21 protein-coding genes and 1 pseudogene are annotated in these 24,126 nt (G+C 65.4%); 11 read left to right on the forward strand and 11 right to left on the reverse strand.

All coding sequences use genetic code 11. The features are described 5' to 3' along the window. Window positions 1-325 precede the first annotated feature (325 nt). Window positions 326-2,809 carry a putative bifunctional diguanylate cyclase/phosphodiesterase gene (locus CI41S_RS04810; protein ID WP_139857641.1) on the reverse strand — a complete coding sequence of 828 codons (2,484 nt, stop codon included), beginning with the start codon at window positions 2,807-2,809 and terminating at the stop codon, window positions 326-328. A 276-nt stretch (window positions 2,810-3,085) separates the two neighbouring features. Beyond that, the gene (locus CI41S_RS04815; protein WP_430649995.1) at window positions 3,086-4,159 is read right to left on the reverse strand and encodes a hypothetical protein; all 1,074 of its coding nucleotides are present in this window, start codon (window positions 4,157-4,159) and stop codon (window positions 3,086-3,088) included. Between the two features lie 239 nt (window positions 4,160-4,398). Between CI41S_RS04815 and CI41S_RS04820 the strand changes: the two genes are divergently transcribed. Next, on the forward strand, window positions 4,399-5,448 hold the full coding sequence (locus CI41S_RS04820) for a patatin-like phospholipase family protein (protein ID WP_139857643.1): 1,050 nt from the start codon (window positions 4,399-4,401) through the stop codon (window positions 5,446-5,448). A 2-nt stretch (window positions 5,449-5,450) separates the two neighbouring features. Here CI41S_RS04820 and CI41S_RS04825 read toward each other — a convergent pair whose 3' ends face one another. Further along, window positions 5,451-5,879 carry a CBS domain-containing protein gene (locus CI41S_RS04825; protein ID WP_139484558.1) on the reverse strand — a complete coding sequence of 143 codons (429 nt, stop codon included), beginning with the start codon at window positions 5,877-5,879 and terminating at the stop codon, window positions 5,451-5,453. Between the two features lie 189 nt (window positions 5,880-6,068). Then, window positions 6,069-6,866 carry a rhomboid family intramembrane serine protease gene (locus CI41S_RS04830; protein ID WP_139857644.1) on the reverse strand — a complete coding sequence of 266 codons (798 nt, stop codon included), beginning with the start codon at window positions 6,864-6,866 and terminating at the stop codon, window positions 6,069-6,071. A gap of 739 nt (window positions 6,867-7,605) precedes the next feature. Here CI41S_RS04830 and CI41S_RS04835 point away from each other — a divergent pair. From CI41S_RS04835 to CI41S_RS04850, 4 genes are all read left to right on the forward strand, one after another. After that, complete coding sequence (locus CI41S_RS04835; protein WP_139857645.1) at window positions 7,606-8,160, forward strand: PAS domain-containing protein; 555 nt, start codon at window positions 7,606-7,608, stop codon at window positions 8,158-8,160. Between the two features lie 62 nt (window positions 8,161-8,222). Next, window positions 8,223-8,663 (forward strand): cupin domain-containing protein, encoded by a 441-nt coding sequence (locus CI41S_RS04840; RefSeq protein ID WP_139857646.1) that lies wholly within the window; start codon window positions 8,223-8,225, stop codon window positions 8,661-8,663. Window positions 8,664-8,796: 133 nt separating this feature from the next. Next, complete coding sequence (locus tag CI41S_RS04845; protein WP_139857647.1) at window positions 8,797-10,530, forward strand: adenylate/guanylate cyclase domain-containing protein; 1,734 nt, start codon at window positions 8,797-8,799, stop codon at window positions 10,528-10,530. Between the two features lie 237 nt (window positions 10,531-10,767). Beyond that, window positions 10,768-11,376, forward strand: a complete 609-nt coding sequence (locus tag CI41S_RS04850; RefSeq protein ID WP_139857648.1) for a tetratricopeptide repeat protein — start codon at window positions 10,768-10,770, stop codon at window positions 11,374-11,376. Window positions 11,377-11,447: 71 nt separating this feature from the next. Here CI41S_RS04850 and CI41S_RS04855 read toward each other — a convergent pair whose 3' ends face one another. After that, window positions 11,448-11,843: an ester cyclase gene (locus CI41S_RS04855; RefSeq protein ID WP_139857649.1), complete on the reverse strand. Its 396-nt coding sequence runs from the start codon at window positions 11,841-11,843 to the stop codon at window positions 11,448-11,450. Between the two features lie 191 nt (window positions 11,844-12,034). On the opposite strand from CI41S_RS04855, the pseudogene CI41S_RS04860 reads away from it, so the two are divergent. Beyond that, window positions 12,035-13,174, forward strand: a pseudogene (locus CI41S_RS04860) (DJ-1/PfpI family protein); the annotation flags it as partial. 31 nt (window positions 13,175-13,205) lie between these two features. Here CI41S_RS04860 and CI41S_RS04865 read toward each other — a convergent pair. After that, window positions 13,206-14,363, reverse strand: a complete 1,158-nt coding sequence (locus CI41S_RS04865; protein ID WP_172627917.1) for an acyl-CoA dehydrogenase family protein — start codon at window positions 14,361-14,363, stop codon at window positions 13,206-13,208. 226 nt (window positions 14,364-14,589) lie between these two features. Here CI41S_RS04865 and CI41S_RS04870 point away from each other — a divergent pair, with 226 nt between their 5' ends. After that, entirely contained in the window at window positions 14,590-16,947 is a 2,358-nt protein-coding gene (locus CI41S_RS04870) for an Orn/Lys/Arg family decarboxylase (protein ID WP_139857652.1), read from the forward strand. Window positions 16,948-16,965: 18 nt separating this feature from the next. Next, window positions 16,966-17,526 (forward strand): GNAT family N-acetyltransferase, encoded by a 561-nt coding sequence (locus CI41S_RS04875; RefSeq protein ID WP_139857653.1) that lies wholly within the window; start codon window positions 16,966-16,968, stop codon window positions 17,524-17,526. 166 nt (window positions 17,527-17,692) lie between these two features. On the opposite strand, the gene CI41S_RS04880 is transcribed toward CI41S_RS04875, so the two are convergent. Then, window positions 17,693-17,914 carry a dodecin gene (locus CI41S_RS04880; protein ID WP_139484547.1) on the reverse strand — a complete coding sequence of 74 codons (222 nt, stop codon included), beginning with the start codon at window positions 17,912-17,914 and terminating at the stop codon, window positions 17,693-17,695. Between the two features lie 222 nt (window positions 17,915-18,136). Between CI41S_RS04880 and CI41S_RS04885 the strand changes: the two genes are divergently transcribed. Beyond that, entirely contained in the window at window positions 18,137-18,709 is a 573-nt protein-coding gene (locus CI41S_RS04885) for an HdeD family acid-resistance protein (RefSeq protein ID WP_194475346.1), read from the forward strand. Window positions 18,710-18,767: 58 nt separating this feature from the next. Here the strand turns inward: CI41S_RS04885 and CI41S_RS04890 are convergent, their stop codons facing one another. Together CI41S_RS04890 and CI41S_RS04895 are read right to left on the reverse strand one after the other, a co-directional pair. Continuing rightward, a complete protein-coding gene (locus tag CI41S_RS04890) occupies window positions 18,768-19,148 on the reverse strand; it encodes a COG4315 family predicted lipoprotein (protein ID WP_139857654.1) in 381 nt (126 codons plus the stop codon). Window positions 19,149-19,293: 145 nt separating this feature from the next. Continuing rightward, on the reverse strand, window positions 19,294-20,034 hold the full coding sequence (locus tag CI41S_RS04895) for a bestrophin-like domain (RefSeq protein WP_139857655.1): 741 nt from the start codon (window positions 20,032-20,034) through the stop codon (window positions 19,294-19,296). A gap of 525 nt (window positions 20,035-20,559) precedes the next feature. Between CI41S_RS04895 and CI41S_RS04900 the strand changes: the two genes are divergently transcribed. Beyond that, complete coding sequence (locus tag CI41S_RS04900) at window positions 20,560-21,366, forward strand: ornithine cyclodeaminase family protein (protein WP_244626406.1); 807 nt, start codon at window positions 20,560-20,562, stop codon at window positions 21,364-21,366. Between the two features lie 154 nt (window positions 21,367-21,520). On the opposite strand, the gene CI41S_RS04905 is transcribed toward CI41S_RS04900, so the two are convergent. Next, window positions 21,521-22,333: an alpha/beta fold hydrolase gene (locus CI41S_RS04905; RefSeq protein ID WP_139857656.1), complete on the reverse strand. Its 813-nt coding sequence runs from the start codon at window positions 22,331-22,333 to the stop codon at window positions 21,521-21,523. On the opposite strand from CI41S_RS04905, the gene CI41S_RS44925 reads away from it, so the two are divergent. After that, window positions 22,332-22,460, forward strand: coding sequence for a hypothetical protein (locus CI41S_RS44925; protein WP_283813062.1), 129 nt, complete (start codon window positions 22,332-22,334; stop codon window positions 22,458-22,460). The genes CI41S_RS04905 and CI41S_RS44925 overlap by 2 nt on opposite strands. A gap of 69 nt (window positions 22,461-22,529) precedes the next feature. Here CI41S_RS44925 and CI41S_RS04910 read toward each other — a convergent pair whose 3' ends face one another. Beyond that, window positions 22,530-24,107, reverse strand: a complete 1,578-nt coding sequence (locus CI41S_RS04910; protein WP_172627919.1) for a winged helix-turn-helix domain-containing tetratricopeptide repeat protein — start codon at window positions 24,105-24,107, stop codon at window positions 22,530-22,532. Window positions 24,108-24,126 lie beyond the last annotated feature (19 nt).

The raw sequence follows: 24,126 nt of genomic DNA on the forward strand, positions 1-24,126 counted from the left end.
GCCTGCGGGCGGCTTTCCCGTCAAGCTACCGCAGTTTGGGATCGCCCCGGAAGAGCCCTGCGCTACGAGCGCCGGTGATTGCGGCCCGTCGTTGCGAGGAGCTCGCAACAAAATTGCAGAGCAATTTGCGCTGAAGCGACGAAGCAATCCATGCTTCCGCGCATGCCGCACGATGGATTGCTTCGCTTCGCTCGCAATGACGGGGATAGGGCCGCATCTGCGGTGTCATTGCCGGGCTTGATCCGGCAATCCATCGAGACAAGAGATTCTTGCAAAAGAAGATGGATGGCCGGGTCAAGCCCGGCCATGACGGGCGTGGGAACCGTCAAGCCGCCTTCGATGCGCGCTTGGCAAAGCCGGTCAGCAGCGCCGCGATCTCACTCCCCGGCTTCGCCGCGCTGAACAGAAAGCCCTGCACCTCGTTGCAGCCTTCGGCGCGCAGCCAGTCGAGCTGGTCGACGGTCTCGACACCCTCCGCCGTCGTGGTGATCTTGAGGCTGCGGCCGAGGCCGGAGATCGCGCGCACGATCGCGACGCAATCGGAGCGCCGCGCCAGGTCCTTCACGAACGAGCGGTCGATCTTGATCTTGTCGAACGGAAAGCTGCGCAGATAGCTCAGGCTGGAATAGCCGGTGCCGAAATCATCCATCGAGATGCTGACGCCGAGCTCGCGCAGCTGATGCAGGATCGCAAGGTTGGCCTCGGTCTCCGCCAGAAACACCGACTCGGTGATCTCCAGTTCAAGCCGCCGCGCCGGCAGGCCGGAATGCGCCAGCGCCGAGATCACCGCCTGGACCAGGTTGCGGCTGCGGAACTGGACCGGCGACAGGTTGACCGCGATCTTGACGTCGGCGGGCCACTTCATCGCCTCCGCACAGGCCTCGCGAAGCACCCATTCGCCGAGGGCCACGATCAGGCCGATGTCTTCGGCGACCGGGATGAACTCCGCCGGCGACACCATGCCCTTCTGCGGGTGTCGCCAGCGCAAGAGCGACTCGAACCCACTGATGCGGTCGGCCGCGATATCGACCAGCGGCTGGTAGTGCAGCTCGAACTCGCCATTAGAGAAGGCCGCGCGCAGGTCGCGCTCCATGTCGCGGCGCTTCTGCGCCTGCTGGTCCATCTCGGGTTCGAAGAAATGATGCGTGCCGCCGGCCTCGGACTTGGCGCGGTACAGCGCCATGTCGGCATTGCGCATCAGTTCTTCCGACGTCGTGCCGTCGCCGGGCGACAGTGCGATCCCGATGCTGGCGCCGACCACGACCTCGAGCCCGTCGATGTCATAGGGCGCGCTCAGGACCTCGATCAGCCGTTCCGCGAAGGCGCTGGCGTCCTTCGGCGACACGTCGGCCGCGAGCACGATCGCAAATTCGTCGCCGCCGAGACGGGCGGCTACATTGTCGCCCCGGACCTCCGCGCGCAGCCGCTCCGCGACCTGCTTGAGCAGCCGGTCGCCCATCGGATGGCCGAAGGAGTCGTTGACGTTCTTGAACAGGTCGAGGTCGACGCACATCACGGCAACGCGCTTGTTGCCGGAGCGGCCGCGCTCCAGCGCCGCGCCGAGGCGCTCCTGGTAGAAGTCGCGGTTCGGCAGGTTGGTCAGCCCGTCATGGTGCGCCATGTGGGCGATCCGCGCCTCGGCGGCGCGACGCTCGGTGATGTCGACCACCGCGACCAGATAGCCGTCACTGCCATCGAAGGTCACCTTGCGCCCGAAGGTCAGCACATGGATCTCGGTGCCGTCGGCGCGGACGTGCCGCCAGTCGCGGCTGGATTGATAGACGTCGCCGATCTGCCGGAGCGCAGCGCTGTGCACCGCCCATTCATCCTCCGGCCAGATCTCGCGCAACGTCATGCCGAGGAATTTTTCGCGGGCGTAGCCATAGTGCTGCACGGCAGCGTCGTTGACGCTCAGGAACGCCATGGTGTCGGCGTCGAACACCCACATCGGCATCGGGTTGTTCTCGAACAGCAGGCGGAACGACACCTCGCGCTGCTTCAGCGCGGTGACGTCGGAGACCGTCAGCGACAGCATGTCGCCGAACGCGGTGACGCCGAGCCGCAGACAGCGATCGCCGCTGTCGATCTCGAACTGTCCGCCGGGACCGCCGCCGACGAATGCGCGCAGCCGGCCGATCACGTCGGGCGCCGCGAGCGGGTTGCCGCCGGCGCCGAGCCGGCGCCACAGCAGTTCGGTCGCGGGCTGCATCAACAGCCGTGCGGCGCCCTGGTTGAGATGGACGATCTGGAAGTCGGCCGGCTCACCCCGCGCATCGCGGATCGCGGCGAGCGACAGCACGCCCTCGTCGGTGGCGGAGAAGATCGTGTCCAAGAGATTGTACTGCGCGTTGCGCTCGTTGACGTAGACGCCGACCAGCACGCCGCCCCAGCGCGAGCGCGTCGGCAGCGCCAGCACGTCATAGGTCCGCACCAGGCCGTCGCGCACGCAATGCGCCAAGGCGAGATAGGGCCGGCAGTTCTGGCGCGCGTTCGCCGCAGCTTCGGTCAGCGCGGTGGCGCAGTCCGGCGGCAGCGCGCCGAGCGGAATGTCCCAGCGCTCGTCGTTCAACCAGGTCTGGATGTAGCGGCCGGGTTGCGAGACGCGCAGCACGCCGTCGACGTCGCGCAGCAGCACGATATGATCCGCAAGACGGCCGAGGCTGCCGAGCATCACGTCTTCATATTGCGGCAGCTTCTCGCCGGGACGCACCGCCGCCTGCCACTTGCGCTGCAGAACCGGCACGTCAGCGAACATCTCGGAATTGAATTTGGCCGATGTCTTTGCTGATTTCTTGTTGGCCATCGCCATGGCACGCCCCGTTCACGCAAGCGCCGGAGCATGATCCGGAAAAGTGCGAAGCAGCTTCCCGGACGATAATGCTCAGGCAGAAGTTAGAGCGCGACGATGGTTCGACCCGATCGCGCCGCGCTTGTCCCCGCGGCATCCAAGTCAACCCCGCTTAACGCCATGTAAAAAAGGCCCAGTTCCGCGCATCGGCGAGCGATTATGACGGCAGAAATTGGTGTGATGGTTCGTCGGTCTTAGCGACTATGACAGTTGCATGAAATGCAGCGGCTGCCGCTGTCAGCGCGCGATGACCTCGACCTCGCCGTCGACGCCGTTGACGACGTTGAAGGGCCGCTCGAACACCTTGCCCTCGTTCTTGGCGATGGCGCGATACTCGCCTTCCGAGAGCACGACGCGCGGGAACGCGCCGATCGATTCCTTGATGACGTCGCCGCCCGGCGTGATCACCGACCATGCGGTGTTGGCGAGCGCTTCGCCACCCTTCTCGCCGACCAGCTTCAGCGTGATGACGGCGGCGCGATGGGTAACGGTGACGTCGGTCAGCTTGCCGGCGGTGACGCGGATATCGGAGCGCACCACCGAGTTGGCGTCGCCGTAGTTGGAGACGATGTAGTAGGTGCCTTCCGGCAGCAGCGCGACGTCGCCGGCGGCGACGTTGGGCACCAGCGCACCGCGGTCCGAGCCGTCGAACTGGCTGCCCTTGAAAATCGCAAACGAGATCTGGTTGCCGGGGATCTTGCTGCCGCCGACCCGGCCCTCGATCCGCAGGCCGCCGGCCGGCAGCACGAAGGACTCGCGGTCGGTCTCCGACTTCAAGCTGACGGCGCGCACCGCGCTGACCAGGCCAAGCGCGACATGGACGACGTAATTGCCCGGCGGCAGCACGATGTTGGGCGTCGCCCCGCGGTCCTCGCGGATCAGCTTGAAGGTACCGTTCTCGTCCGGCTTGTCGGCGAACACCCGCCACACCAGTCCGCCATTGATCGCGGGCAGGTCCTTGCCGTATTTCGCCGTCAGCGAGAGCACGGCCTGGGCCGAGGTCGGGGTGCCGGGCGGCGGCGGCGCCGGCGGGACCGTGGCGATCGACGGCTGGACGATGGTCGGCTGGCTCAGCGGGCCCGGCAAGGTCGGTGCGGATCCGGCCCCGGAGGGCGGCGCCAGATTGAGCGCCGGGGCGGACGGCGCCTCGGGGACCGAGGCCGGCGGAACCGGCGGTGGCCGGTCGCTAAACCATTGAGCTGACGCGGAAGTAGGGATCAGGGCGAGTGCCATGGCGGCAAGCGCAATGAGCGGAAGCAGCCGCCTGCCCCGCCCGCATCCGCCGATGCCATTGCCGCCCCTGGAAGTCATCGTCATGCTTTTCAACGAAAACGCGGCAAATTCAAGCCTTGGTGACGGCCGGGATGCAGCCGTCCCCCGCCAGGAACCCGCCGATCAAGCGGATGTTAGCTCCACGTCGCGGTCCAGTCACAATCCCTACCTACGGCGGTCAGTGGCCTGAATCATGCCTTCAGGACTAACCATGAAGATGGGCAAGTGTAGCGGAGCCGCGCTGCGAGGCCTAATCTCGTGCTGGCAGGAGATTTGTCGTGTTGGATAGCTGGATGGGCCGAGGCCACAAGAGCTCCGACGGCCCCGACAAGGTCGGACTGGGACCGGTCCGCCGCCCGGTGATCGGGCTCGCGCTTGGCGGCGGGGCCGCGCGCGGCTTTGCCCATATCGGCATCATCAAGACCCTGCTCGCCCACGGCATCGTCCCCAACGTCGTCGTCGGCACCTCGATCGGCTCGGTGGTCGGCGGCGCCTATGCCGCCGGGCATATCGAGACGCTGGAGCAATGGGCCCGCAGCCTGCAGCCGCGCAGCGTGCTCGGCTATCTCGACATCCGCCTCAACGGCTCCGGCCTGATCCGCGGCGCCAAGCTCGCCGCCGAGATCGAGGCGGCGCTGGGCCAGATCCTGATCGAGGATCTGACGGTCAAATTCGCCAGCGTCGCGACCGAAGTGCGCACCGGCCACGAGATCTGGCTGACCCACGGCCGCGTGGTCGACGCCATGCGCGCCTCCTACGCCCTGCCCGGCATCTTCGCGCCGGTCCTGATCGGCGACCGCTGGCTGGTCGACGGCGCGCTGGTCAATCCGGTGCCGGTGTCGGCGGCGCGCGCGCTCGGCGCCGAGATCGTGATCGCCGCCAACCTCTCCAGCGACGTGTTCGCGCACTCGACCACGATCTACAATCACGGTGCGGCAGCGCCGGCCCCCGAAGTGACGGTGGCGGTGACCGCCGAGGCCGAGATCGAACCCGAGCCGCCGAAACGCCGGTTCGGCCGCTTCTTCTCCGCCGAGCGCACCGTCAAGCGCGAGTTCTTCGGCAGCGCGACCCGGCCCGGCATCTCCAGCGTCATGGTCGACGCCTTCAACATCATGCAGGACCGCATCACCCGCGCGCGCCTCGCCGGCGATCCGCCGGACATGCTGATTTCGCCGCGCGTCGGCCAGATCGGCTGGTTCGACTTCCACCGAGCCGACGACCTGATCGCGCATGGCATCCGCGCGGCCGAGCGCGCCATCGGCGCGATCGAGGAAGCGATCGATATCCTGGTGCCGCCGTCCACCGGCAACGGCAGCGCGGGCAAATAGAATCAGGCCGTCTTGATGTAGTCGCGCAGCGCTTCCTGCTCGAGCTCGTATTCCTGCACGCGCCACTTGACGATATCGCCGATCGAGATCAGCCCGACCACCTTGCCGTCCTCGACCACGGGCAGATGGCGGAATTTGCCGGTGGTCATCATCTCCATGATGCCGCTGACCGTGTCGGACTCGCGGCAGCTCACGACCTTCCGCGTCATCACCGCGCTGACCGGCTCGTCCAGCGCGCCGGCGCCGCGTTCCCCGAGCACGCGCACGACGTCGCGCTCCGAGAGGATGCCTTCAATCCGGCCCTGATCCATCACCAGCACCGCGCCGATCTTGCGTTCGCCGAGCAGCTTGACCGCAGCCGAAAGCTTTGCGCTCGGCTCGACGCTCATGATCTGGTGGCCCTTGGTATCGAGAATGGAGCGTACCGTCATTGTCGTCTCCCTGAATCCGATCGCGTCCCCTTGCGCGGGGATCGAACCTGTTCGCCAGAGTCTTCAATCAACAGTTCCGCGCCGATTTCGGTTCCGGGGCGCGGTTGACAGCGGGGCTGTATGTCTCAGCCGGTTTCATCTCGCGTTGTAAGGATGATGGAGGAATTCGCCGTGAGCCGCAAGCGGCGTTCAGACGCGGCCGGACTGGTCCACCGATGACGCATCTGCAGCATCATCCCGCGCGCGCGGCACCGGATCGAACAGCGAGAACAGCACGAGCCCGGCCAGGAAGCCGCCGATATGCGCCTGCCAGGCGACACTGACATTGTCGCCGCCGATCGCCAGCGAGCCGACGCCGAACACGATGTTGACGCCGAACCAGATCGCCAGGAAGGCCAGCACGCGCCCGTTGCGCAGCGCGCGCGACAATGACAGCGCTGGCACCCGGGCCGCCGCGTCGGCATCGCCCCGGCTGAACGACAGGAAGCTGCCGCGGACGAAGGCAAAGCGGATCGCCGCCGCCATCGTGCCCGACACCGACGCCGATGCGCCGATCATCGGTGCGATGGCGTGCTCATGGGTCAACAGATGCGCGAGCGCGCCGGCGGCCGCCGTCACCGCCATGAAGACGAAGAAGCGCACCGCGCCAAAACGCCGTGCCAGCGCGCTGCCGAACGGCAACAGCCAGAGCACGTTGAAGCCGATATGGGTGAGATTGGCGTGCAGCAGCGAATAGGTGACGAAGGTCCAGACCTTGGCGCCGTCGCCGCCTGGAAAGGTGACGTCGAGCAGCGTCGAATCGTAGCGCTTCGGGATGAAGCCGAAGACGTCGATGGTCCAATTCTCGAGCTCGGGCGGCAGCAGCACCCGCAGATGGATCACCGCAATCAACACGATGTAGGCGGTGAGCGCCGGCGGCAAGGTCAGGATCGGCTCGCGCGGCGCCTCCGGCGGCGGGGCGATCGGGGATTCGGGATGGGAGTCCAAGGGGCCGACGACCTCGCATGCGGAATAAGCCTCAGATAGGCGGCTTTGGCGGCGCTGTGCAAGTGCACAATCGGGAAAAGAGTTTGGGCCGCGGCGGCTGAGGGCGAGCGGAGCTGCGTTTGCGGGTGCGTTGCAGCACGTCCTGAGAGGATGGCCCGTTTCATCAACCCGCGGCAGCCGCAGAAGCGCGGCCGATTGCGGCTGCCCGGCTCGCATCGTCCCGCCCGGTTCGCTTCGCTGGCGCACAATCGAGGTCGGTGCAGGCATCCGCGCATGCCGCTCACGACAGCGCGGCAATCGCCGATCCCCTGCATTCGTACGCAGCGGTCGATGACGCGACGTGCCCGTGTGACAGAACCAAAAAGAAAAAGGGAGGGGCGCTGAGAACACCCCTCCCGACTCTGCTGATCTTCTCGCGCCCCTGAGGGATCGGGGGTGCATCCCCACCCCTCCCCGCGCGACGACCAAACTGTTTGACGCCACCTGTAAACGTGCGACGCCGGCGCTTGGGGCAGCCGGCGCGAACGGGAATGCGCGGGACCCTACGCGGGCCGGCCGCGGTCGCCAAGCCTATAGTTAAATTTACGTTAACAGCGCAAAACCGTCGATAACGCGCCGAAAACGCGCCCCCGGCATGGACGCTGCAATGCCTTCCCTGCACAACAGAGAAGGGAAGGCGTTTGAGCGGAACCGGGACAGATGTGTCGTGGTGAGACAGGCGCCGGGCAAGGTTCTTTAGATGAAACACTCGTCCAGCCGCGCGTTTTTCGCTTACTGGAATGCGAAGCGCGGCCCTGCGCGCGCACCCGACCGGAGCGAGTTCGAACCGTCAGCGGTGCGCGAGCTGCTGGCTGACATTTTCGTGCTGTCGTATGACGGCGAGGCCGGTTACCCGTTCCGCGTCGCCGGCACCCGCACCTCCGCCCTGCTCGGCTGCGACCTCAAGGGGCGAAGCTTCTCCGCCATGTTCAGCGGCGCCAGCCGTCGCGAGGTCGACGACATCATCACCTGCGTTGCGGAGGAGAGGCTGCCGGCGATCGCCGGCGTGACCGCGACCACCGGGAGCGGCGCCAAGGCGCATCTCGAATTGCTGCTGCTGCCCTTCACCGCGCGCGTCCATGTGCCGGCGAGCCTGACCGGCCTGCTCGCCCCGTTCGAGGACGATGCCACGGCGCTGCGCGACCTGACGCTGACCTCATGGCGCTATCTGCATCCGCCGGAGCGGTTCGTGCCGCGTGCACTGCGAAAGCTCGCCATCGCGCGCGGCTTCACCGTCTATGAGGGCCTGAGCTAGCGAGAGACGCCTACCCACGATGATGCTACGATCCACCGTTCACGAGGACGGAGCATCATCGCATGGACGCCGTGACGCCGCAGCGTGCCGACACGCATTCCCATATCGTTCGCCCGCAGGAGATGGAATGGCAGCAGACCCGCTTCCCGGGCTGCGAGGCCAAGACGCTGCTGTTCGATCGCAAGACCGGATTGATGACCGCCCTGATGCGCTTCGCGCCGGGCGCGGTGCTGCCCGATCATGAGCATGTCAATATCGAGCAGACTTTTGTGCTCGAAGGCGCCCTCGTCGACAAGGAAGGCCCGGCCGAGGGCATGATTTGCGGCGCCGGCGAGTTCATCTGGCGCGAGGCCGGCAGCCGCCATGTCGCCTGGTGTCCGCAAGGCGGCCTGATGCTCGCGATCTTCCAGGTACCGAACAAGTTCTTCGAGGCCGACGGCCGCGTGGTCGATGCCAGCGGCCAGGACTGGGATGAGGCCTGGGGACATACGCGGAAGTCTTGAGGCCCTCGCCCTGCCCCGTCCTGCTTCCGGCGGCGCGCTTGCGCGGCGCGCCGTGGAACTCTATTAGCTGGTCCGCCGGGATGACGGGTCGCCTTCCCGCAGTTGGCATCCGCGGCCGGGCTGGCGCAGGGGCATGTTTCGAAGCTCGATCAGGCAGAAGATCGTCGGCATCGCCGCGGGGCTGATCATCCTCGCGGTCGTGACCTCGCTGCTGTCGATGGTGATGGCGGGCCGCGTCGGCCATCTGCTCGACGAACTCACTAACCGCTATATCCCCGCCTACGGCCATCTCGCCCGCGTCAATGTCCGCGCGCTGGAGCGCTCGCTGGCGATGCGGCGGATGATGATGGCGAAGATGCAGGGGCCGGCGGAAGACGCCAGCTACGAGACCGCGCGGAAATCCTTCGAGGAGATCGAGCCCCTGATCAAGCACGAGGCCGATGCCGCGCGCCAACTCATCGACGCGATCATCGCCGATCCCTCGACGCCGTCGGACAATGCGGCGCTCGGGCGCCTCGATGACCGCATCGACAACGCGGTCAACGATCTCCTGGTGCGGCTGAACGCCGAGAACAAGACCTTGCTCGAGCAGATCGAGGCCAAGGACATTGCCGCCGCGCGCCAGACCTCGCTGCGCGCGGACGTGCTGCGCGACGAGTTCAACACCAGGGTCGACGCCATCCGCTCCGACATGCTGGCCCAGGTCGCCGCCGCCGCGGCGACGGTAATGGGCGCCCAGCAGAACGCCATCATCGTCTCGGCCGTCGTCACCGGCATCGCCGCGATCCTCGGCTTCGTGTTCGCGATGCTGGTCGGCAGCGGCATCACCGGACCGGTGATGCGGCTCCTGGAAGGCACCCGCGCGGTCGAGGCCGGCAAGCTCGACGGCAGCATCACCATCACGACCCAGGACGAGATCGGCCAGCTCTCGGCCGCCTTCAACCGGATGATCGAGACGCTGCGCAACAACCAGCGCATCCGCGAAACCTTCGGCCGCTACATCAATCCGCGGATCGCCGAAGGCCTGCTCGACCAGCCGGCGATCGCCGCCACCGAAGGACAGCGCCGCGTCATGACGGTGATGTTCTGCGACATGAAGGGCTTTACGTCCTTGAGCGAAGGCGTGACGCCGCGCGGCCTGGTCAAGATCATGAACCTCTATCTCTCGACCATGTCGGAGCCGATCCACGCCCATCGCGGCATCATCGACAAATATATCGGCGATGCCATCATGGCCTATTGGGGCGCGCCGTTTGTCGAGGAAAACGAGCAGACCCATCTCGCCGCGCTCGCCGCGATCGACATGACCGGGCGCGTCGCCCAGCTGCGCAAGGATCTGCCCGAGCTGCTCGGCGTGCGCGCGATCCCGACCGACTGCGACGTCCGCATCGGCATCGCCACCGGCGAAGCGCTGGTCGGCAGCATCGGCTCCGAATTCATGATGAGCTACACCGTGCTCGGCGACACCGTGAACCTCGCCTCGCGGCTGGAGGGCGCCAACAAATATTACGGCAGCCGCAGCCTGATCTCGGAAGCCACCGCCGCCGGCTGCGCCGATACCATCGCGCTGCGCGAGATCGACCGGCTGATCGTGGTCGGCCAGACCCAGCCGCAGACCGTATTCGAGATCATGGGCCAGAAGGACGCCCTGACGCCGGCGCAAACGCTGCTGTGCCAGCACTATGCGGAAGGCCTCGCGGCGTACCGCGCACGCAGCTGGGACGACGCGGCGCGCGCCTTCGTCGCCGCGCTGGAAGCCGTCCCCGGCGACGGACCATCGCTCGCCCTGAAGGCGCGCGTCGAGAGCTTTCGGCAAAATCCGCCGGCGCCGGGCTGGGACGGCGCGTGGCGTCTGGAGAGCAAATAGCGATCACTGCGCGCGGCCGGGCCGCTCACCGCGTCGAATCCTGACACCGATGTCAGTTTCGGCTGTGCCGTCCTGGTATCGCATACGCCCTCACCTGCGCGCTTCACTCTTTGAAAACGACAGCGCGACTGTCACACGCGTCGCCGCAGACAATTTTTCGCATTGAAGGGAATGCGCGAGGCGACGGGGAGTTATTGCTTCAAACCGGCACTCGCCCGGTCGAAGCGGGAGGTCCCCATGATCAAGTCACCGATCAAGCTTGCAGCGGTTGCGACGTTCCTGACAGCGCCGTTCTTCCTGGTCTCGCCGCCGGTTATCGCCGCAGGCGGAGGTGGCGGTGGCGGCGGAGGCGGTGGTGGCGATCCCTACGGATCGAGCTACAGCGGTCCCGCGTCATCGTCCCCGCAGCAGAGGGACAGAAAGACCACGCGCCGAACCAAGAAGCCAACCAAGCAGTCGGCCTTCGATGATCCGGCGTTTCGCGAAGCCTACCGCACGGCCTATGCAACGATCTACGAACGCAACGACTATCTCGCGGCGATCGATCAGCTGCACGCGCTCAAGCATGACGACCAACCCAACGTCGCCAATCTGATCGGCTACTCCTATCGCAAGCTCGGCGACTTCAGGGAGGCGCAACTCTGGTACGAGCGCGCGCTGAAAGCGGATCCAAACCACGTGCTGACCTGGAACTATTACGGCCTCTGGCAGATCGAGCAAGGCAACCGCGAGCAGGCGCAATATCATCTGACCCGGATTGCCGCGATCTGCGGCACCGGCTGCGACGAATATCGTTCGCTGGCGGCGGCGCTCGAAAAGCCGCCCGGGACCGGGCTGGTGTATTGAGAGATCGTAGCCCGCATGAGCGCAGCGATATGCGGGAGAATTGAACCCGGGTGTCGCTGCGCTCCTCCGGGCTACGCTTTCTTCACTAGCTGCGCCTCGATCGCGGCCTTGTCGATCACCGACCAGACCTGCACGATCTTGCCCTCGCGGAATTCATAGAACACGTTCTCGGCAAACGCGACGCGCCGGCCGTCGACATCGAGGCCGAGAAACCTGCCCTTCGGCGAGCAGTTGAAGGCGAGCCGGCTCGCGACGTAGCTCGCGTCGGACACCAGCAACTCGATGTTGAAGTGAAGGTCGGGAATGTCACGAAAGTCCTGCTCCAGCATCTCGCGATAGCCCGGCAGACCGATCCGCCGACCGTTGTGAGATACGTCGTCGTCGACGAACTGACCAAGCCGCGACCAGTCCTGCCGGTTCAGGCAAGCGATGTAGTTCCGGTAGATGCCGGGAAGGTCTTGGGTCATCGATCGCCTCCAGGTCTGCGAGTTCGCTCCGGCACGCATTGCCATGTGGGTAGTCGGAGCGCCGGCGCAACCAACGCCTGCGCGTCACGTCCAGGCGTGTCCGTTTTTGCGGGAATTTCGCCATTTCGACCGATGGGGTCGCTGGATAGTTTGCGCGCCGGGCGACGCGAACGCATACGTTGAGATGGATCATGAATTGGCGATTTCTTGCATGGAGTGGCGCTGCCATCGCCGCGCTGGTTCCAATCGTCGGCGGCGCCTGGCTGCTCACCCTTCCCGCCGCATCGGCCATCAAGGTTCCGCCACCGATCGCGCAGCAGGAGCATGACGCAACGCTCGCGGCGCTGAAGCCACTGAGGCGAGCGCGCCCGCTGATCGCGATCGTCGGCATCAACGACATGACCGAGACCACCGACTATCTGATGCCTTACGGCATTCTCAAGCGCGCCGACGTTGCCGATGTCGTGACGCTGGCGACGGGCCCCGGGCCGGTGACGCTGTTCCCGGTGCTGAAGGTCGAGCCTGATACAACGACAGCCGCATTCGACACCGCGCATCCCGACGGCGCCGACTACGTCATCGTGCCGGCGATGAGCCGCGACGACGATCCGGTCGTGGTGCCGTGGATCCAGCGTCAGGCCGAGAAAGGCGCCGTGATCGTCGGCATCTGTGCCGGCGGCAAGGTCGTTGCCTCGACCGGGCTGCTCGACGGCAGGCGCGCCACCACGCACTGGTTCTACCTGAAGGGCTGGCAGGACAAGCATCCCGGGATCCGGTACGTCGCGGACCGCCGCATCGTGGTCGACCGCGGCGTCGCGACGACGACGGGCATCTCGGCGTCGATGCCGATGTCGCTCACCCTGATCGAGGCGATTGCGGGCCGCGGCAAGGCCGAGGCGGTCGCCCGCGAGATCGGCCTGCCCGATTGGAATGCGCGCCACGACAGCGGCGCTTTCAAGTTCACCCGCCCGTTCGCGCTGACTGCGATCCGTAACACGCTGGCGTTCTGGAACCGGGAGCAGCTCGGCCTCGCGCTGAGCGCCGATGTCGACGAGGTGTCGCTGGCGCTGGTCGCCGACAGCTGGTCGCGGACCTATCGCTCGCATGCGGTGACATTTGCAAAGACCGACGCAGCGCAGACCACGCGCAACGGCCTGCGCATCTATCCGCAACAGGTTGCGGCGACCTGGCCCGCGGAGCGCCTGCTGCCCGCCGTCGGAGCCACGCCGCCGGCGCAGGCGCTCGACACCGCCTTGCGCGCAATCCAGACCCGCTATGGCGCTGATACGGCCGACTTCGTCGCGATGCAGCTCGAATATCCGCGGTCACCGGCGTCGCGCACGGAACAGCCGGCAGGCCCATTCAAAACCGCGTCGTGCCGAGCGGCAGGCCGAGGCTGATGCGCCCCGCGAGCACGTAGCTGTTCTGGGTCATCGCCACATGCTTGATCGCCGCCTGAACGTCGCGGATCGACCGCTCGAGCGTGCCGGTCTCGAAGATCGCCGCGGTCCCGGCCGGTGCCGCGAGCATCTCGACCACGCGCGCGGCGCTCTCCGCGGCGTTGGCGCAGGCAACCCGAAACAACACCCGCGCCTCGATCAGACGATCGCCGCCGGCATCGACCGCGGCCATCAGCTCGGTCATCGCCTCGATCAATAACGCCCGCGCAGACCGCACTGCGGCCTCGGCGCGGCCGACCAGCGCCTGAACCAGTTCGCCGTCACGGAGTTGGCCGCCGCCGGCCATCCGCGGTTTCTTGCTCGCCAGCGCGATGAAGGCGTCGAGCGCGCCGTGCGCAATTCCGAGCGGGACCACCGAGACCGTCCAGGGAAACGCCGACAGCGCCGGCAGGCGGTAGATCACCGCGGACTGCGTCGGCTGGAAATCGATCAGCGGGTGGACGTGGCTGGCGGGCAGGAAGCTGTCCTCAATCTCGAAATCGCAGCTTCCGGTCCCGCGCAGTCCGGATACGAACCAGGTGTCGTGAACGCGGACCTCGGCGCGGTCGAAGTAGCAGCACAGCGACGGGCCGTCCTTGCCGTCGGGCCCCTTCACGCTGGCGAGCCCCATGAACCGCGTCGCATGATGCGCGCCGCTGCCGAACGGCCAGCGCCCGCTGACGCGGTAGCCGCCCTCGACCTCCACCGCCGTTCCGACCGCACCGGTAGCGCTGGCGATGAACGCCATTGGATCGGCGAACCAGCTCCGCACCACGTCTGCGGGCAGGTAGCCGCCGATCCGGCTCATGCCGGCGCCGTTGCCGACCAGCCAGCCGACCGAGCCGTCAAGCGCGGACGCCGCCTCGACGATGGTCATGAAGTCGAATGGCGAGAATTCCGGCCCGCCGAGCGCCTTCGGCAGATACAGCCGAAACAGTCCGGCCTCGGCCAGCGCCCGGAAGACGGCATCGGGTAGCCTGCGCTCGCGATCGAAATGCTGCCGTTGCTCGGCAATCAGCGGCGCCAGCCGCGCCACCGCAGCAAGATGGTCCGCAACACTGGCTTCCGCGCGTGCATGCATGGTGCCCTCTCCAGCCGGAACATGCGGATTGTCGGACAACCTCTCGCGCCGCGCAAATCCGAAGAATTCAGCCGCAGATGAACTGAATTCATCTAGACCCCCTCCCATGCGCAAACTCCCTTCGGTGACCGGACTCCGCGCATCACGTGTCAGGCGCCCACCCATTGTCATCTCATCGTCATGAAATGTGCCGACAGGTTCAGCCGGACCAGTTTCGGGGACTCGCATGGACTACTTCAAACGCTTCAACTTCCTGTTCGCCGCGCCGGTGTTCGAATCGGACGATCTCGAAGGCATCCGCTTCAACCAGATCATCAGCGAGATCGAGCGGTCCGGCTTCGAGGTGGTCCGCGCCCGCAAGCTGGAGGATGCCGAAATCGCGGTGCAAACCGATGCCGCGATCGGCTGCATGGTGGTCGACTGGGGCAAGAAGGGTCTTGAGGGCAAGACCGCGGCGCTGATCAATTTGATGCGCCGCCGCGGCCTCGACTTCCCGATCATCCTGTTGATCCGCCGCAAGCGGTTCGAGGACCTGCCGGTCGAGGTGCTCGATTTCATCGACGGCTACGTGTTCCTGTCCGAGGAAACCCCGCCCTTCATCGCGAAAAACCTGATCAGCCGGCTCAAGCAATATGCCGAGAACCTGAAGACACCGTTCTTCGGCGCCCTGGTCGACTATGCCGAGGAAGGCAACCAGCTCTGGACCTGCCCCGGCCACAATGGCGGCGTGTTCTACAGCCGCAGCCCGATCGGCCGTGTGTTCGTCGAGCATCTCGGCGAGGCGGTGTTTCGCGACGACCTCGACAATTCCGTCCTCGACCTCGGCGACCTCCTCACCCATGAGGGGCCGGCGCTGAAGGCGCAGAAGGAGGCGGCGCGGATCTTTGGCGCGGAGAAGACCTATTTCGTGCTCAACGGCACCTCGACCTCAAACAAGGTCGCGCTCGGCTCGCTGGTCACCGACGGCGACCTCGTGCTGTTCGACCGCAACAACCACAAGGCCGCCCATCACGGCGCGCTTCTGATCGGCGGCGGCATCCCGGTCTATGTGCCGACGGTGCGCAACGCCTGGGGCCTGATCGGGCCGATGCGCTGGGACCTGCTCGACGAAGGAGCGCTGCGCGACCACATCCGCAAGCACCCGCTGGTCAAGGACGAGAACGCCTGGAAGAAGCCCCGCCCGTTCCGCGTCGCCGTGGTCGAGCAGTGCACCTATGACGGTACCATCCACTCCGCCGAGATGATCCTGAAGCGGATCGGCCATCTCTGCGACTACATCCTGTTCGACGAGGCCTGGGCCGGCTTCATGAAATTCCACCCGATCTATGCCGGCCGCTTCGCGATGGGGCTGGCCGATCTCGGCCCCGAGGCGCCGGGCATCATCGCGACGCAGTCGACCCACAAGCAGCTGGCGAGCTTCTCGCAGGCCTCGCAGATCCACATCCGCGACCGCCACATCAAGGGCCAGAAGCGCCGCGTCGAGCACCGCCGCTTCAACGAAAGTTTTATGCAGCACGCCTCGACCTCGCCGTTCTATCCGCTGTTCGCTTCGCTCGACGTCGGCGCGCAGATGATGAAGGGCCGCTCCGGCGAGGTGCTGTGGGACGACACGATCCGGCTCGGCATCGAGCTGCGCAAGAAGGTCCGCGCCGTGAAGCGCGAGTTCGAGGAGAACGAGACGCGGACCGAGCGGCGCTGGTTCTTCGAGCCGTTCGTGCCGGATCGCGTGGCGATCCCGGATGTCGCGCGCGAGAACGGCGTGCACAATGTCGCCTGGGAGACGATCTCGACCGACCAGCTCGCGACCAATCCGTCCTACTGGCAGCTCAACCCCGGCCAAAGCTGGCACGGCTTCCCGGAGTTGACGGAAGGCTTTGCCATGACCGACCCGAACAAGCTGACATTGCTGACGCCGGGCTTCGATCACGCCACCGGCGTCTACGCCGACCACGGCGTCCCCGCCCCCGTCGTCGCGCATTATCTGCGCGAGAACCGCATCGTCGCCGAGAAGAACGACCTCAACTCGCTGCTGTTCCTGCTGACGCCGGGCGTCGAGGCCAGCAAGGCCGGCACGCTGATCTCGGGCCTCGTCGCGTTCAAGAAGCTGCATGACGACAACGCGCTGATCGAGGACGTCATCCCGGAATTCTACCGCCGCCGCCCGAACCGCTATGCCGGGGTGCGGCTGCGCGATCTCTGCGGCGACATGCACCGCTTCTTCCGCGACGCCAATGTCAGCGCGCTGCAGGCCTGGCAGTTCCTGCCCGAGCATCTGCCGGAGATCGCGATGTCGCCGCGCGAGGCCTCGCGCTATCTGGTGCGCAACGACGTCGACTACCTGCCGATCGGCGAGATCTTCGGCCGCATCACCGCGACGCCGTTTGTGGTCTACCCGCCCGGCATCGCCACCATCGTGCCCGGCGAGCGGCTCACCGAACGCAGCAAGCCGATGATCGACTATCTCAAGATGTTCGAGGCGAGCTTCAACGCGTTTCCCGGCTTCGAGGTCGAGGTCCAGGGCATCTACAAGGAGATCGACGATGCCGGCCGCGTCCGCTTCTACACCTATGTCGTTGCCGAGTAAGCGAGCGGACCGCCAACAATGGAGAATGATCACAAGATCACGGTGCGTGCGTCCCGCGACAGCGATGTCGATGCGATGCTGTCGATCTACCGCCATCACATCCGCCGCGGCGTCGAGGAGAGCGTCGACGACAGCGGCACGCCGGAGCCCGACGATCTGCGCGACCGCCGCAAGAATTTGCGCAACACTCGCCTGCCGCATCTGGTCGCGGTCTGCGACGGCGAGGTGGTCGGCTACGCCTATGTCGTGCTGTTCCGCAAGCGGCCGGCCTACCGCTACACGGTGAAGCATTCGATCTACGTGCATCACCGTTTCACCGCGCGCGGCGTCGGCGGCAGGCTGCTGCAGGAATTGATCGACACCTGCGCCGCGGCCGGTTTTCGCCAGATGATCGGCTATATCGACGCCGACAACGCCGCCTCGCTCAAGCTGCACGACCGCTTCGGCTTCGCCCGCGTCGGGCATCTGCCCGGCGTCGCCTACCGCTACGGCCGCTGGTCCGACACCGTGATGGTGCAGCGCTCGCTCGCCGCCGGCGCAACCGCGCCGCCGCCGCCCGCGCCGCTGTCGCGGCGGTGATCGACGGCACGCCCGCTCCACGTCATTGCGAGCCACCGGTCGGCGCGAAGCGCCGGCGGATGACAGGCTCCGCGAAGCAATCCACCTCTCCGCATGTGTGGAGGAATGGATTGCTTCGTCGCTTCGCTCCTCGCAATGACGAGACGGTTAAAGCCGCGTCGCTCGCCTATTCCAGCGTAAACCCGACCCGCAGCGTCACCTGATAGTGCCGGACCTTGCCGTCCTCGATATGGCCGCGCGTCTGCACGACCTCGAACCACTTCATTTCCCGGATCGTCTTTGACGCGCGGCCAATGGCGTTCTCGATCGCCGCTTCGATGCTCTTCTCCGATGATCCGACCAGATCCAGCATCTTGTAGACGTGGTCCTTGTCGTGAGTGGCGGGCATGTCGATCTCCTCTGTGGTTTGGACGGGATGGTGGGACCGGTAGTCTCCTCAAAATTGCCTGATGCCGTCGGCCGGCCGCCATTGCTGCGCGGCAGCACACCCGGCATCGTGGGTTAACGTGTCGCGGCGCTTGTGGTGCCAACCGCGTCACCCGCCTTGTCGGTGCGGGCACCTATGGTAGCATGGGGAGGTGCAGTCTATGGGAGCGATATCATGTCCACCATGTCGAGCTCACCCGCCACCCCTCCTCACAGCCTCGGATCGGGAGTTGCCAGCCTTCGCGCCAAGTGGGGCTGGATCGTCGCGCTTGGCGTGATCTACCTGATCGCCGGCGTGCTCGCCTTCGGCAGCGTGCTGTTTGCCACCGTCGTCAGCGTGCTGTTCGTCGGCGCGATGATGATCGTCGCCGGCGTCGCCGAGATCGTGAACGCGTTTCAGTTCAAGTCGTGGGGCAAGTTCCTGCTCTGGATGGCGCTCGGCGCGCTCTATGTCATTGCCGGCTTCGTCACCTTCGAGAACCCGCTGCTCGCCGCCGTCACCTTGACGCTGTTCCTCGGCGTCGCGCTGGTGGTCTCCGGCATCGTCCGCATCTTCCTCGCCTTCGGCATGAATGCCGCCTCGTCCTGGGGGCTGGTCGCGCTGTCCGGCCTGATCACGTTCGTGCTCGGCGTCATGATCCTCGCCGGCTGGCCGGTCTCGAGCCTGTGGGTGCTCGGCATCTTCCTCAGCGTCGATCTGATCTGCGCCGGCGTCAGCTGGATCACGATGGGGCTGGCGCTGAAGCGCAGGACGTAACGTCGTCGCGCATCCGTAGGACGGGCTAACGAAGCGTAACCCGCCCTACGATGCGGCCTCACGGCTGCGCAAGATGCCAGGCGCCGTTCAGAAAGCCGTCGCCGGTGATGTCGCCGGGCTTCTGGTCCTTGGCGAAGGTGTAGAGCGGCTTGCCCTTGTAGGCCCACTGCTTGGAGCCGTCGTCGCGGGTGATGACGCTGTAGCCGCCGTCGGCCTTGTCGCTGGCTTCAGCCTTCAGCACCGGCCAGTTGGTCGCGCACGGACCGTTGCACGCCGATTTGCCGTCGCTGTCCTTGTCGAAGGTGTAGAGCGTCATGCCCTTGGCATCGGTCAGCACGGAGCCCTTCGGCGTGGTTCCGGTCTTGGTCGGCGGCGCCGCCAGCGCGGCCGAGGCGAGCGCGAACGACATGGCGGTGGCGAGTACGAGCGAAGTCTTCATGGTGTCTCCCGTTTCGAATGCAAATGGCTTGCATGGGTAGGACGCCGCGCGACCTCCCCTATTCCGCCGACGCCGCGGAAACAATTTTACAGACAGCCATCAATCCGAGGGGAATAAAGCCGAAAGCGCGTGCCGATACCGGCCGCTACCGCCTGATCTCCTCGACGGCGCGCACCAGCGGGCGGTCGGAGAGCTGGATCGGGCCGGAGAACGGCGTGCTCATCTCGATGATCAGGTAGATCGCGGCCGAGATCAGCGCCGCCGCAGCGATGTAGATCGAGATCACCACCGCATTGCGCGGCGCGCGAAAGCCCAGCGTCGCGAACATCAGCGTCAGCCAGCCGACCAGGATGCAGATCAGCGGCGACGGAAACGAACCGTCGGACTGCTCGACAAAGGTCCAGCGCTGCTGCACCGCTTGCCGATAGACCGAGCGCGCGTCGTTCCACAGCGCGACCTTCTGCTCGTCGTCGAACCGCAGCTCGCGCAGGCTGTTGCCGACCTCGTCGAGCAGATGCTCCGACACCTCGCTCGCGCGCGAGATCGGCACATCCTTCAACACCTGCTCGACATAGGCGAGCAGCCGCCGGCGCGGCTCGTCGGCGCTCTCGCCGAGCGGCCGCATGCTGCGGTCGAGCAGGATGATGTCGGTGGCGAAGACATGCAGATTGCGGTCGACCGCCACATAGGTGTTGGCCGCATTGTTCATCATCAGGCCGAGCAGCAGCGAGGGCATGGTGACGAACAGCGTCGCGACCAGCCGCACCGAGGTGTTGGTCTCGTCGGAGCGATGATGCTCCTTGAGCCGGCCATGAACGGCCATGGTGGCAAGCGCGGCACCGCTGAGCAGCACGAAAATCAGGACAGCGATGACGAATGCAACCACGGCCTTGCGAAACCTGCGAGAGAATCAGGCCACAGGATAGCAACTGCGGCGCGGCGGCGCATGCCGGTCGGGCCTCCCCAACCGCCGTCGTGGGGGCGCGCCGACCAAATGCCGAAAAACAACCCCATGCAAAGTAGCCGAATGGCGGGCCGGCGGTAGCCGGTGGTGGCGGACCGCGCTCGAACAGGCGACTTGACACGTCGGGCAACTCAGCATTAACCTTCCAATATTCCGAAATCCGCAAACGCCCCTCGCCCTCCCCAATCGGTATCCATCAAGGGTCCCAAAGCGCGATGGAATCATCGCGCTTTAGCTTTTTGTTTGAGCATGATCTTTTCGGAAAACCGCTACGCACTTTTCCGGATCATGCTCCAGAGGAGACCATTGTGCATTTTGTCGACGACCGCGAGGTCAACCGCGTCCTGAGCCTCCCTATCCTGATCGAGGCGATCGAGGCCGCGCACCGGCGGCCGAAGATTGCCGTGCGGGACGGCTATCTCGGCGACGACAAGGGGCCAGCAGCTGGTGACCCGCAGCGCGGTCGATGCCGGCCGCTTCATGATGACAAAACTGTACACCAGCTTTCCGGGCAACCTCGCCGCCGGCAAGCTGCCGGCCGTGCAGGCGGTCTGCGTGCTGTTCGACGGCAATGACGGCCGGCCGCTCGCGGTGATGGATGCCGCCGAGATCACCCACTGGAAGACCGCGGCGGACTCCGCGCTCGGCGCCAAACACCTGGCGCGCGCCGACGTCGAGACGCTGCTGGTGGTCGGCGCCGGCGAGATGGCGCACTGGCTGGTGCGCGGGCACCGCACCGCGCGGCCGTCGCTGCGGCGCGTGGTGATCTGGAACCGGACGGCGGAGCGTGCCGAGGCGCTCGCCACCCGGCTCGCAGGTGAAGGCATCGCCGCCGAGGCGGTGACCGATCTCGACGCCGCAACCCGCGAGGCCGACATCATCACCACCTGCACCCGCTCGCGCGAACCGCTCGTCAAAGGCGCGAACTTGCGGCCCGGCACCCATCTCGACCTGGTCGGCGGCTTCACGCCGGAGACTCGCGAAGCCGACGACGAGGCGGCGCGCCGCGCCCGGGTGTTCGTCGACCGCCGCGAATCCGCATTCGACGGCGTCGGCGACATCCTGCAGCCGATCGCCAGCGGCGCGATCCGCGAGACCGACGTGCTCGGCGATCACTACGACCTCGCCACCGGCAAGGTCGCCGGCCGGCTCGCGGCCGACGACATCACCTTCTTCAAGAACGCCGGCGGCGGCCACCTCGATCTGATGACCTGCGAGACGGTGTTTCGGCGGCTGGGCAAGGAGCTACGCTGACGGCGCAGCGCGGCGGATGCATTACAGCCATTCTAGCCTGATTGACGGGGGTTGAATGGGCTCAGCCTGTTCGGCGCTTTCGGGCAGAAGCTGACATCAAGCCTCCGACAATCCCCGATAAAGCCGTCCAAAATGACCCAAAGCAGAAGCGAGGTTAGCGCAGCGTCTCGACCGTCGCGACATGTTCACGGATGAGCCTCGCGACGTCCGCCGGATGGGTCTCGACCATGAAATGACTAGCGCCGGGAACGGTCACCAGCGACGATCCGGGGATTGCGCCACTCAACACCTCGGCGACGCGTTGAATGGGTGGAGGAGAGTGTTGGCCTCGCACGAGCAGACTTGGCGCAGTGATGCCGGCATAAGCGGCAAGCCGCAAGTCGAAACACTCCTCCGACGACCAGTCCAGAATGTTCGTCGGCGTGGTGGCAACAATGTAGTCCCGGATCCGGGCTGAGAATGTATCAAAGCTGCCGTCACCGCCGTAGAAGTCGATGATGCTCCGTGCAGCCAGCTGTTTTCCGCTGTGATACGAGCGAACATAAGCGTCGCTCATGGAGCGCACTTGCTGGTACAGCCCGAGATCGCCCGAATGACGAAGCAGGTTGAACGGGGTCGCCTCGATCAAGGTCATGCTTGCGATTTTGGTCCGGTCACGGAGAGCGGTCGCTAGGCATACGGTGCCACCGTACGAATGCCCAACGAGGTGGACAGTGCTGTTGGTGCGCTGGATGACGGCCTCGATGACGTCGATCTCCCGTTCGATCAAAACGTCGTCCGGCGTCCGGCGCTCTTCGGTGTCGCCATAACCGAGTAGGCTTGTTGTCACCGCCCGAAAGCGATCTCCCAACAGCGCGATCACACCACGCCACATTGCTCCCGTACTCCACGAGCCGGGCACGAAAAGAATTGTCGGCCCCAATCCTTGCTCGCGATAGTCGATCCGTCTAGCAGGATATTCGACCATGGCTGACCCGCGCGTGGACGTGATCCGTATCCATAAAATACCACGAACCGCACAAAACTACGCGGCCGAATTTCTACAAATGGCCGATCGCGACACTTTGCGCCGCCACACGATCCTCGGTCGTTAGCAGGACATAACGGAAATCGACAGGCTGCCGTCTATCGCAGAGGGTGACGCTCGTGCCCCGAAGCGGACATCACCCCTCGGGCACCCCGGCCAACCGCATGCCCTCATAGACGCGCTCACGTTTGGCGAGAAAAGTCGGATTATCGCTCGATAGATTGCGCTGGTAACGGCGGATGGTGAAACTTGGGTCGAGCGCAAGCCCAGTTTGCGCAGCAGTCCGCGCCTCCTCAAAGCGCCCCAACAACGCTAGGGTAGCGGCAAGGTTGAAATGTGTAAGGGGCACATTGCGGTTGGCATCGATGCTTCGGCGCAGCCATGTGACCGCTTCCGCGTCGGCGCCGACCTGCGCTTTGGCGAGACCGACGAACGCCATCCACCGGAAGGAGCTGATGTCGCGGGGGGACTGGCGAAGCGCCTCGTTAACGTGAGCTTCGGTTTCCGCCCCGTGACCGAGGAGGAATTTGGCCCAACCGATGGCGGCGTGAGCGTCGGCAAGATTTTGATTGAGCGCCAGAGCCTGTTCGCATTCTGCAATGCCGTCGGCAGCGCGATTGGTGGCGATGTAGATGGCCCCTAGGGCGAAATGAGCTGCGGCAAAGTCCGGCGCGAGGCTCAGCGCCTTGGTCGAGGCTGCCTCCGCCGCCGCAAATCGTCCCGTGCGATCGTCCGTCAGAAAAAGGCCTGCTATTGATAGATCGACCAGCGCTGTGCCCACCAGCGCCTCGACATGTGCGGGCTCCAGCGCCAGAGCACGCTCGAAAAAGCTCCTTGCTTGCATCAGATTCTCGAGGGTCTGCGCCTTGTTCGCGGTTGCCCCGCCCAGAAAGTAGAGATCCAAGGCATCGGGATGCAGCGTACTTTCCGCTCGACGTGCCTCCGCTTCGATGAGCTGGGCTTCTAACGTATTAGCGAGCCTTGATACTATTTCGTCCTGTAGATCGAACAGGTCAGCAAGCGGCTTGTCAAAGCGCTCAGCCCAAAGATGATTTCCGGTTTCCGCAGAGATCAGCTGTACATTTACCCTTAGCCGCTTCCCACTACGCTGTACCGAGCCTTCGAGGACATAGCGAACATTCAATTCGCGGCCAATCTGTTTGAGATCAACCTGCTTCCCCTTGTAGGTAAAGGCGGTATGTCGACCGATGACGAACGAGCCACGAATCCGTGACAGGTCGGTGGTCAGGCTTTCGGTCACACCGTCGACGAAGTAGTCTTGCGTTGGATCGCTGCTGAGGTTAGCAAACGGCAACGCCACGATGGACAGACGTGGTGATGACGAGCTTGGCGTCAAGTCGCCGCCATGCGCCGCCGTGCCAACCGGCTGATCTGTGGACGTTTTAACTTCCTGAACTGTGCCTACGAAGCGAAAGCCCTTGCGCTGCATCGTCTTGATTAAGCGCTGCTTATCACCGGCGTCACCGACTGCGGCCCGAGCGGCATTTAGCCGGGTCGCCAGCGCGGCATCTGACACGATGCGTCCATTCCAAACCGCGCTGATGAGATCGTCCTTGCTAACGACGCGGTCCCTATTGCCGATCAAGTAATCGAGTAGATCGAAGACCTGCGGCGGCGTCGGAACCAAGTCGGCGCCCCGCCGTAGCTCACGCCGGTCGGTATCGAGAATGAAATCATCAAATAAATAGCGCAAACTATCGTTCCTTGCGTAC

This window comes from Bradyrhizobium ivorense, from assembly GCF_900696085.1.
Classification (GTDB): Bacteria; Pseudomonadota; Alphaproteobacteria; order Rhizobiales; family Xanthobacteraceae; genus Bradyrhizobium; species Bradyrhizobium ivorense.

Excerpts from the sequence above, each read along its gene's own strand:
- CI41S_RS04810 (WP_139857641.1), bottom strand. The coding sequence starts at position 2,809 with ATGGCGATGGCCAACAAGAAATCAGCAAAGACATCGGCCAAATTCAAT.
- CI41S_RS04815 (WP_430649995.1), bottom strand. The coding sequence starts at position 4,159 with ATGACTTCCAGGGGCGGCAATGGCATCGGCGGATGCGGGCGGGGCAGG.
- CI41S_RS04825 (WP_139484558.1), bottom strand. The coding sequence starts at position 5,879 with ATGACGGTACGCTCCATTCTCGATACCAAGGGCCACCAGATCATGAGC.
- CI41S_RS04835 (WP_139857645.1), top strand. The coding sequence starts at position 7,606 with ATGAAACACTCGTCCAGCCGCGCGTTTTTCGCTTACTGGAATGCGAAG.
- CI41S_RS04840 (WP_139857646.1), top strand. The coding sequence starts at position 8,223 with ATGGACGCCGTGACGCCGCAGCGTGCCGACACGCATTCCCATATCGTT.
- CI41S_RS04845 (WP_139857647.1), top strand. The coding sequence starts at position 8,797 with ATGTTTCGAAGCTCGATCAGGCAGAAGATCGTCGGCATCGCCGCGGGG.
- CI41S_RS04850 (WP_139857648.1), top strand. The coding sequence starts at position 10,768 with ATGATCAAGTCACCGATCAAGCTTGCAGCGGTTGCGACGTTCCTGACA.
- CI41S_RS04855 (WP_139857649.1), bottom strand. The coding sequence starts at position 11,843 with ATGACCCAAGACCTTCCCGGCATCTACCGGAACTACATCGCTTGCCTG.
- CI41S_RS04865 (WP_172627917.1), bottom strand. The coding sequence starts at position 14,363 with ATGCATGCACGCGCGGAAGCCAGTGTTGCGGACCATCTTGCTGCGGTG.
- CI41S_RS04870 (WP_139857652.1), top strand. The coding sequence starts at position 14,590 with ATGGACTACTTCAAACGCTTCAACTTCCTGTTCGCCGCGCCGGTGTTC.
- CI41S_RS04875 (WP_139857653.1), top strand. The coding sequence starts at position 16,966 with ATGGAGAATGATCACAAGATCACGGTGCGTGCGTCCCGCGACAGCGAT.
- CI41S_RS04880 (WP_139484547.1), bottom strand. The coding sequence starts at position 17,914 with ATGCCCGCCACTCACGACAAGGACCACGTCTACAAGATGCTGGATCTG.
- CI41S_RS04885 (WP_194475346.1), top strand. The coding sequence starts at position 18,137 with ATGTCGAGCTCACCCGCCACCCCTCCTCACAGCCTCGGATCGGGAGTT.
- CI41S_RS04890 (WP_139857654.1), bottom strand. The coding sequence starts at position 19,148 with ATGAAGACTTCGCTCGTACTCGCCACCGCCATGTCGTTCGCGCTCGCC.
- CI41S_RS44925 (WP_283813062.1), top strand. The coding sequence starts at position 22,332 with ATGGCTGACCCGCGCGTGGACGTGATCCGTATCCATAAAATACCACGA.
- CI41S_RS04905 (WP_139857656.1), bottom strand. The coding sequence starts at position 22,333 with ATGGTCGAATATCCTGCTAGACGGATCGACTATCGCGAGCAAGGATTG.